Origin of the sequence: Kitasatospora sp. NPDC007106 (assembly GCF_040634455.1) — a bacterium.
Lineage (GTDB): Bacteria > Actinomycetota > Actinomycetes > Streptomycetales > Streptomycetaceae > Kitasatospora > Kitasatospora arboriphila.
In genome coordinates this window covers 1-7,874 of record NZ_JBEYFP010000260.1, presented here as the reverse complement: position 1 = coordinate 7,874, position 7,874 = coordinate 1, and the positions used below count along the sequence as shown (strand labels likewise).

Genomic DNA, 7,874 nt, shown 5'->3' with positions numbered 1-7,874 from the left:
GCGCCGGCTGAGCCCGCCGGCCCGGGCCCGGGACTGGACGCCGCTGCTCGGCCGGATCGACGCCGCGGCCTGGCGCCTGGTCACCGCGGCCACCGCCGAGGAGGACCGGCCGGCCCTGGCCGAGCTGGTGCGCCGCTGGTCCGAGCAGCCGTTCGCGGCGGCCGGCGGCCGCTGGCGGATCGGCGAGGCCACCGGCGCCGCGCTCGACGCCCGGCGGGCCGCGGGTGCGCGGGTGCCCGCCGTCCGGGCCGACACGCTGTCCGGGCTGGCGCCGGACCCGGGACGGCCGCTGGACCGAGCCCTCACGTACCGCTTCCTGCAGCCGGCCGCGGATCCCGTGCCGGAGGGCGCCGCGGAGCTGCGGGAGGTCGCCGTCGGCCGGGACGACGCCGGGCGGCTGGCCCGGCTGCTCGACCTGCTCGCCGAGCACGGCCCGGTGCGGTTCGGCCCCGAGGCGGTGGACGCCTTCGTCGCCCGCACCGGGGCCCGCCGGGCGACCGCCCTGCTCGTCCTGGACGGCCTGCCCGAGGGCGCCGACCACACGGCCCGGCGCAGGCTGCTCACCTCGAAGCCGTACGGGGCGACCGAGCGGGACGCGCAGGCGCTGCAGACGGTGCTGCACCGGCTCGGCGGCGAAGGGCGCCTCGACCTGCTGGCCGCGGCCCTGCCGGACGACCCGGCCGAGCTGTGGCGGCCGGGCGGCCCGGAGGCGGCGGCCGTCCGGCTGGCCGACGCGTGGGCCCGGCTGGTGGGTACCGAGCGGCCGCTGGACGAGGAGGCCGCCCGCGAGCTGGAGGCGGAGACCGGGCTGGCGGAGCCGTGGCTGCGGATGCTGCTCGCTCCGGCCGGTGCCACGGCGGAGAGCGCCCCCTGCCGCCTCGTCCCGGCGGTGACCGCGTACGGCTCGGTCATGCTGCACACCGTCGGCCCGGACGGCGGGCCGGCGCGCGCCTGGTTCGCCGGCGGCCGCCACCAGTACGCCGCCGAGGCGGCCGCGCTGGTGTGGGCGCTGACCGCGCGTCCGGTCGGCGACCCGGCGGCGGCCCGGGCGGCCGAGCAGTGCGCCTGGCTGCGGACCAGGCTCGCGGACGAGGAGCTGATCGTCCCGCTGGGGACGCACCGGCTGCCCGGCGGCGAGGAGGAGCGGGCCGCGCGGTTCGGGCCGGGTGTGCTGGCGGTGCCCCTCGCGCCGTCCGCGGCGGACCGGGGTGCGGAGCCGACCACGGTGTTCGACGACGGCCTGCTGCTGGTGCCGCGGTCCGGGTACGGCACGGTCTGCCTGCGGCCGGCCCGGCTGGCCGATCCGGCGGCCCGCCGACGGCTGGAGGAGTACTGCACGGAGCACGGCCTGGACGACCTGCTGCGGCAGCTGCACGGCATCGACCTGCTGCGGGCCGGCGGCGGGCTGGAGCGGATGGCCGCCCGGGCCGCCGACACCCCCGTGCCGGCCGGCCGCTACGAGGCCGATCCCGCGCTGGGCGTGCCGCAGCTGGTGGCGGAGGCGGCCGGGGCGCTCGCCGTCGGCCCGGACGCGGCCGCCCTGCTGCTGCAGCTGCTCGCGCTGGCCCGCCCGACCGACCGGAACGTCCGCCGCTGGAACGGCTGGACGCCGGCCCGGCACCGGGCGGCGCAGGCCGAGCTGGCGGCGGCCGGACTCGTGGAGACCGGCAAGCGGTCGCGGGCCGGCCGGACGGCCTTCGCCGCCGGGCCCTGGACGGAGCTCAAGGCGCCCGAACTCCCGCTGGAGACGGCCAAGCTGGCGACCCATCTGGCCGGCCGCGAGTTCCGGAAGGAGACCTCGGGCCCGTTCCTGCGGCTGCTGCCGCCGCGACCGCTGCACGAGATGTTCGCGGAGGCCTGGGCGGAGTTCTCGGCGATCGTGTGAATCGCTGATTCATCCTGGGAGATTCGCGGACCGTTCGGGGCGATTCCGACCGTTCGGAATCGATTTCCCCGGACATTCTGACAGGATCACCTCACCCCGCGGCAAGTGGAGCGCTAGACTCCGAGCGGCTCGGCCGGCGGCCCTGACGGATGGTTCGCGGGCCGGTCCCGCACCGGTCGCACCTTCAGTTCCGGTGCCGGGAAGGGCAGTTCGCGCAGGCCGGATCCGGCCCACGGCGAAGAGCCGCCGAACATCGGGACGTTGGTCCCTGTGACGGCTCATCATGCCTGGTCGTAGCGGGTGTTGAGGCACTGCGGCGGCGCCGTGCCGGCGCCGCGCCGTCATGGCGACTTTCCTTGTCGTTATACGGTGTGGCTAATATCCATCCGTCAGAGTCCTTATCAGATTCGACCAGTTCCGAACGACTGGTGTCATCTCCAAGGAGAATGCCCTGCGCACGCGCGCGCCTCGGCGGATCAGAACGGGCCGGCTGTCGCTCCGCGCGACCCTGCTCGTGCTGGCGATCGTTCCCGGAGTGGCGCTGGCCGCCCTGTGGGCCGTCACCAGCGGACAGCTCCTGTTCGACTTCCAGCGCCAGGCCGCCCAGGGCCTGCTCGCGCAGAAGGCCGGCCAGCCGTCCAACATCGTCTACTACAACCTCCAGGAGGAGCGGCGCCTGAGCGCCGACGTCCTCGCCACGCACAGCGGCGTCGGCGACGCACTGCGCACCCAGCGCACCAAGACCGACGAAGCCGTCCGCGAGTTCCAGAAGCTCTCCGACGTCGCCGCCGACGACGCGCCGACCGAGGTCCGCGAGGCCGTCCAGCAGGCCCGGCAGGCCATCGGCCAGCTGCCCGCGCAGCGCGCCCTGGTCGACAGCGGCGGCGAGCAGCAGCAGGCCGCGGTCTACCGGTACTACACCGACCTGATCGCGGTGGACCTGCGGCTGTTCGCCTCGCTCAGCCACGTCGACAACGGCCGGATCACCACGATCTCCCAGCCGCTGGTCGACCTGTTCTGGGGCAAGGAGATGATCTCCCGCTCGGACGCGCTGCTGGCCCGCGGCTGGCCCACCGGCTCGCTCGGCACCGACGACTACCAGCAGCTCCGGCAGGCCGTCGCCGAGCAGGACTTCCAGTTCGGCACCAAGGTCGCGCCCTACCTGCCCGCCGACGAGGCCGCCATGTGGCAGCAGATCGCCGGCAGCCCGGCCTGGCAGGCCAAGACCCGCGCCGAGCAGCAGCTGCTGAAGCCCGCCGCACCCGACCGCAACGGCCGGATCGCCCTCGGCGTCGACAAGGACGCCTGGCGCCAGTCGATCGACACCCTCACCCCCGAACTCGTCGGCCTGCTGGAGCACCGCACCGGGCTCGTCGTCGACGAGGGCAAGGGCAGCATCGTCACCCTGGCCGTCCGGCTGCTCCTCACCACCGTCGTCGGCCTGATCGCCGTCGTCGTCGTCGCGCTCACCAGCTGGCGGCTCACCCGCACCCTGCGCCGCCGGATCGGCCGGCTGCAGCAGCAGGCCGAGGAGCTCGAGAACGCCCTGCCCGAGGTGGTCGAACGCCTCGGCAACGGCGAGCAGATCGACGTCGAGGAGCACGCCCGGGCGATCGAGCGCGACCCGTGGGCCCGCACCGAGGACGAACTCGCCAAGCTCGGCGAGGCGTTCAACCTCGCCCGGACGAGCGCCCTGCAGGCCGCCGTCGCCCAGGCCGAGCAGCACCGCGGCTTCGAGCGCCTGCTGCAGCGGATCGCCCGCCGCACCCAGCTGCTCATCGGCCAGCAGCTCAAGAAGCTCGACGCGCTGGAGCGCCGCCACGAGGACCCGGAGATCCTGGAGGGCCTCTTCGACCTCGACCACCTCACCGCGCGCCTGCGCCGCTACGAGGAGAACCTGGTCATCCTGGCCGGCGGCACCCCGCACCGGCGCTGGCGCAAGCCCGTGCCGCTGCTGGACGTGATGCGCGCCGCCCAGGGCGAGGTGCAGGACTACCGCCGGGTCGTCATCGACCTGGACGGCAGCCCGTGGCTCTCCGAGCGCGCCGTCGGCCCGGTCGCCCACGTGGTCGCCGAGCTGATCGAGAACGCGCTCAGCTTCTCCCGCCCGCCGAACCCGGTCGAGGTCCGCGCCGGCCGCGTCAGCCGCGGCGTCGCGATCGAGGTCGAGGACCGCGGCCTCGGCATGGACGAGGAGCAGATCGACGAGGCCAACGAGCTGATGACCCGTCCGCCCCGGGCCGACGTGCTCGCCCGCGGCGACGACATCCGCATGGGCTTCTACGTGATCGCCCGTCTCGCCGACCAGCACGGCCTGCGGATCGAGTTCCGCCAGTCGGCCTTCGGCGGCACCCGCGTCGTGGTGCTCGTCCCGGAGGAGCTGATCGTCCCCGACCCGACGGCGCGTCCCACCGCCGTCGCGGCACCGCAGACGGCCGGCGGCCTGCCCACCAGGTCCCGCGGCCGGGCGCTCGCCGGCATCACCGCCCTCCCCGGGGCCCCCGACCCGGTCACCGCACCCGTGGAGCTCCACCCGGTGTCCGAGGAGGTCCCGTACGTGCCGGTCGGCGACCCGTACACCCCCGGCGACCCGTACCCGCAGCACGAGCCGCTCGGTGCGCAGCCCGAGGAGCAGCGGGCCGCCGGCCACGAGCAGCCCTTCCCCGCCGCCGTGCCGCCCGTGGAGGGCGCGCCCGCCCCGTACGGGCTGCCCGCGCCGTACCGTCCCGAGCCGGTGACCGCCGACTCGTGGCCCGGCCGGGTGCCCGCACCCGCCGAGCTCGCGCCGCCGGTGCCGGTCGCCCCGGCCGTGCCCGCGCCGTTCCCCGCCCCGGCGCCCTTCCCCGGCACCGGCGGCTACCCGCCGCCGCCCGTGCCGGCCCTGCCCGGCGGCGAACCCCCGCTGCCGCGCCGCGTCCGCCAGGCCAGCCTGGTCGACGAGCTGCGGATCGACCCGGCCGCCCCGCCGGCCGCCCCCGCGCCGCCGCGCTGGGACGAGAACCCGCTGTTCCGGCCGGCCCCCCGACGGGCCGGAGCGGCGATCGGTGCGTTCCAGCGGCGGTCCCGGGAGGCGCGCTCCGGTGCCGTCCCGCCGACTGCGGAGACCACCCCGCAGCCCGACGGGCGGCCCCGACCCGGAGACACCCGGAACACCCACACCATCCCGACGAGAGAAGACCGGTCATGACGCGCACAATCGCCACCCACCAGGACCTCGACTGGCTGCTGGACGGCCTGGTGGACTCGGTGGCCGGGACGAGGTACGCCGTCCTGCTCTCCGACGACGGCCTCGTGGTGAGCCACTCCCGCACCATCGACCGCTCCGACGCCGAGCGCCTCGCCGCCGTCGCCACCGGCCAGCAGAGCCTGGCCCGCGGCGTCGGCCAGCTCTTCGCCGGCGGCCCCGTCCACCAGGTGATCGTCGAACTGGCCGAGCTCTGGCTGTTCGTCATCGCCGCCGGCCAGGGCACCCACCTCGCCGTCGTCGCCTCCCAGGAGGTCGACGCGGAGGTCATGTCGCTCGCCATGCACAACCTGGTGCAGCAGGTCGGCCAGAAGCTCAGCACCCCGCAGCGCGGCGAGTTCGACGCGTTCGCCGCCCGCGGCGGGCAGCGCGGGTGACGTCGTACTGGGACGAGGACGAGGGGGACGACGGCGCGGACAGCATGGTCCGGCCGTACACCATCACCCGCGGTCGCACCGCGCCCGAGCGCGACGACTTCACCCTCATCACCCTGCTCACCACCGTGCAGGAGCCGGTCGACGCCTACGGCGCGCCCGTCCGGCCCGGCCGGCTGCAGCCCGAGCACCGGATGATCGTCGACCGGTGCCGGACGCCGGCCGCCGTGGCCGAGGTCGCCGCCGACCTCGACCTGCCGGTCTCGGTGACCAAGATCCTGCTCGGCGACCTCGTCGCGCAGGGCCTCCTGACGGCCCGGGCCCCGATCTCGGTGGCCCGGGCCGCGGGCGGCGCCGACCGCGGCCTGCTGGCCGCCGTACGTGAGGGACTGAGGAGGCTTTGAGATGACGACCACCCAGGCGGGCGCCGCCGCGGTCAAGATCCTGATCGCCGGCGGCTTCGGCGTCGGCAAGACGACCATGGTCGGTGCCGTCAGCGAGGTCGCCCCGCTGCGCACCGAGGAGTACCTCACCACCGCCAGCGTCGGCGTGGACGACCTCGCCGGGGTCGACCAGAAGGACACCACCACCGTCGCCCTGGACTTCGGCCGGATCACCGTCAGCCCCGAGCTGGTGGTGTACCTGTTCGGCACGCCCGGCCAGGAGCGGTTCTGGTTCATGTGGAACGACCTGGTCAACGGCGCGCTCGGCGGCGTCGTCATCGCCGACACCCGCCGGCTGGAGACCAGCTTCGCGTCGATCGACTTCTTCGAGAGCCGGGGCATCCCGTTCGTGGTGGCGATCAACTGCTTCCACGGCGTCAACACCCGCACGCCCGGCGAGATCCGGGCCGCCCTCGACCTCGACCCGCACGTGCCGATGCTGGTCGGCGACGTCCGGGAGCGGCCCTTCGGGCGGGACGTGCTGCTCGCCCTGGTCGACCACCTGATGGCGCTGCCGGTCGCCGGCTGACCGCCCGCGCGCCCCGCAGGGCCACGGCACCCGTCCCCGCCGTCCTCCCGCACCACGCGGCCGGCCTCCCCTGCCCGGCCGTCCCCCGAACCCACGGAGAGACCATGGCAACACCCCTGCGCGTCCTCGTCCACGGCGGCGGCATCGGCGGGCTGAGCCTCGCCGTCGCGCTCGCCCGTCGCGGCCACACCGTCGAGGTCGCCGAACTCCGCGAGCAGCTCGACGCCCTCGGCGTCGGCATCATCCAGCCCTCCAACGCCCTGCACGTGATGCGCGAACTCGGCGTCCTGGAGGACTGCCTGAAGGTCGGCTTCGAGTGGGAGGTGCTGACCATCTGCGACCCGTCCGGCGCCACCCTGGCCAAGATCCCGCAGCCGCGGATGGACGACGCCCCCGCCAACAACGGCATACCCCGCCCGGCCCTCGCCGAGGTGCTCGGCCGGGCCGCCGCGGAGGCCGGCGCGACCGTCCGCTTCGGCACCACGATCACCGCACTCGCCGACGACGGGGAGGGCGTGGACGTCACGCTCTCCGACGGCTCGGCCGGCCGCTTCGACCTGGTCGTCGGCTTCGACGGCATCGGCTCCCCGCTGCGCACCCGCCTCTACGGCGACCGCTACCGCCCCGAGTACACCGGCTTCGCCAACTGGCGGGTCACCGTGCCCCGGCAGCCCGAGGTGCAGGGCGTGGTGATGAGCACCGGCAACCTCGCCGCGAAGGCGCTGCTCACCCCGATCACCGACGACCTCATGTACCTGGGGGCGGTGTTCGCCGAGGCCGAGGACTTCCGCCCGGACCCGGAGCGCGCCCACGAGCAGCTCGCCGAGCGGCTCGCCGGCTTCGGCGGCCCGGTCGCCGAGGCGCTCGCGCAGGTCACCGACCCGGCCGCAGTGGTCCACTCGCGGATCTCCCAGGTCACCGTGGACGAGCCCTGGCACGTCGGCCGGGTGGTGCTGGCCGGCGACGCCGCCCACGCCTCCACCCCGCACCTGGCGCAGGGCGCGGCGATGGCGGTCGAGGACGCCCTGGTGCTCGCCCAGGAGCTGGACGCCGCGGACTCGGTGCCCGCCGCGCTGCGGGCCTGGGAGGAGCGCCGACGGCCGCGGGCGATGTTCGTCCAGGCGCTGTCCCGGGCCGTCCTCAAGCAGGAGACCGGCACGCCCACCACGCCGGAGGAGGACGAACTCCTCAAGGTCGGCATCCCCGGCGCCGCCCACGTGTTGGTGAAGCCGTACTGACGGTCGAGGACCGACAGGGGCGCGGGGGACCCGGGGGGTGCCCCCGCCCCCCCCGAACCCGCCCGGCAGAGAAGCAGGACGAGAAAGGAAGAGCGGCGGGGAGGGGAAAAGGGTTGGGGAGTAGGTGTAGAAGTAGGGGGTGGGCGGCGGAATAAAAAAGG

General features: G+C 75.3%; 5 protein-coding genes and 1 pseudogene. All 6 read left to right on the top strand.

Annotated elements, in window-relative coordinates; translation table 11 throughout:
• A pseudogene (locus tag ABZ641_RS20045) lies at positions 1–1,885 on the top strand (hypothetical protein); the annotation flags it as partial.
• Positions 1,886–2,399: 514 nt separating this feature from the next.
• Positions 2,400–5,072 (top strand): nitrate- and nitrite sensing domain-containing protein, encoded by a 2,673-nt coding sequence (locus tag ABZ641_RS20040; RefSeq protein WP_359983502.1) that lies wholly within the window; start codon positions 2,400–2,402, stop codon positions 5,070–5,072.
• Positions 5,069–5,506, top strand: coding sequence for a roadblock/LC7 domain-containing protein (locus tag ABZ641_RS20035; RefSeq protein WP_344624175.1), 438 nt, complete (start codon positions 5,069–5,071; stop codon positions 5,504–5,506). Before ABZ641_RS20040 ends, ABZ641_RS20035 begins: the two co-directional genes overlap by 4 nt.
• Positions 5,503–5,907: a DUF742 domain-containing protein gene (locus ABZ641_RS20030; RefSeq protein WP_344624174.1), complete on the top strand. Its 405-nt coding sequence runs from the start codon at positions 5,503–5,505 to the stop codon at positions 5,905–5,907. Before ABZ641_RS20035 ends, ABZ641_RS20030 begins: the two co-directional genes overlap by 4 nt.
• 1 nt (position 5,908) lies before the next feature.
• Positions 5,909–6,475 (top strand): ATP/GTP-binding protein, encoded by a 567-nt coding sequence (locus ABZ641_RS20025; RefSeq protein ID WP_344624173.1) that lies wholly within the window; start codon positions 5,909–5,911, stop codon positions 6,473–6,475.
• Between the two features lie 104 nt (positions 6,476–6,579).
• Positions 6,580–7,713 (top strand): FAD-dependent monooxygenase, encoded by a 1,134-nt coding sequence (locus ABZ641_RS20020; protein WP_344624172.1) that lies wholly within the window; start codon positions 6,580–6,582, stop codon positions 7,711–7,713.
• The last annotated feature ends 161 nt before the right edge of the window (positions 7,714–7,874 follow it).

Bases quoted from the DNA above. Each gene is read 5' to 3' on its own strand.
- ABZ641_RS20035 (WP_344624175.1), top strand. From the start codon at position 5,069: ATGACGCGCACAATCGCCACCCACCAGGACCTCGACTGGCTGCTGGAC.
- ABZ641_RS20025 (WP_344624173.1), top strand. From the start codon at position 5,909: ATGACGACCACCCAGGCGGGCGCCGCCGCGGTCAAGATCCTGATCGCC.
- ABZ641_RS20020 (WP_344624172.1), top strand. From the start codon at position 6,580: ATGGCAACACCCCTGCGCGTCCTCGTCCACGGCGGCGGCATCGGCGGG.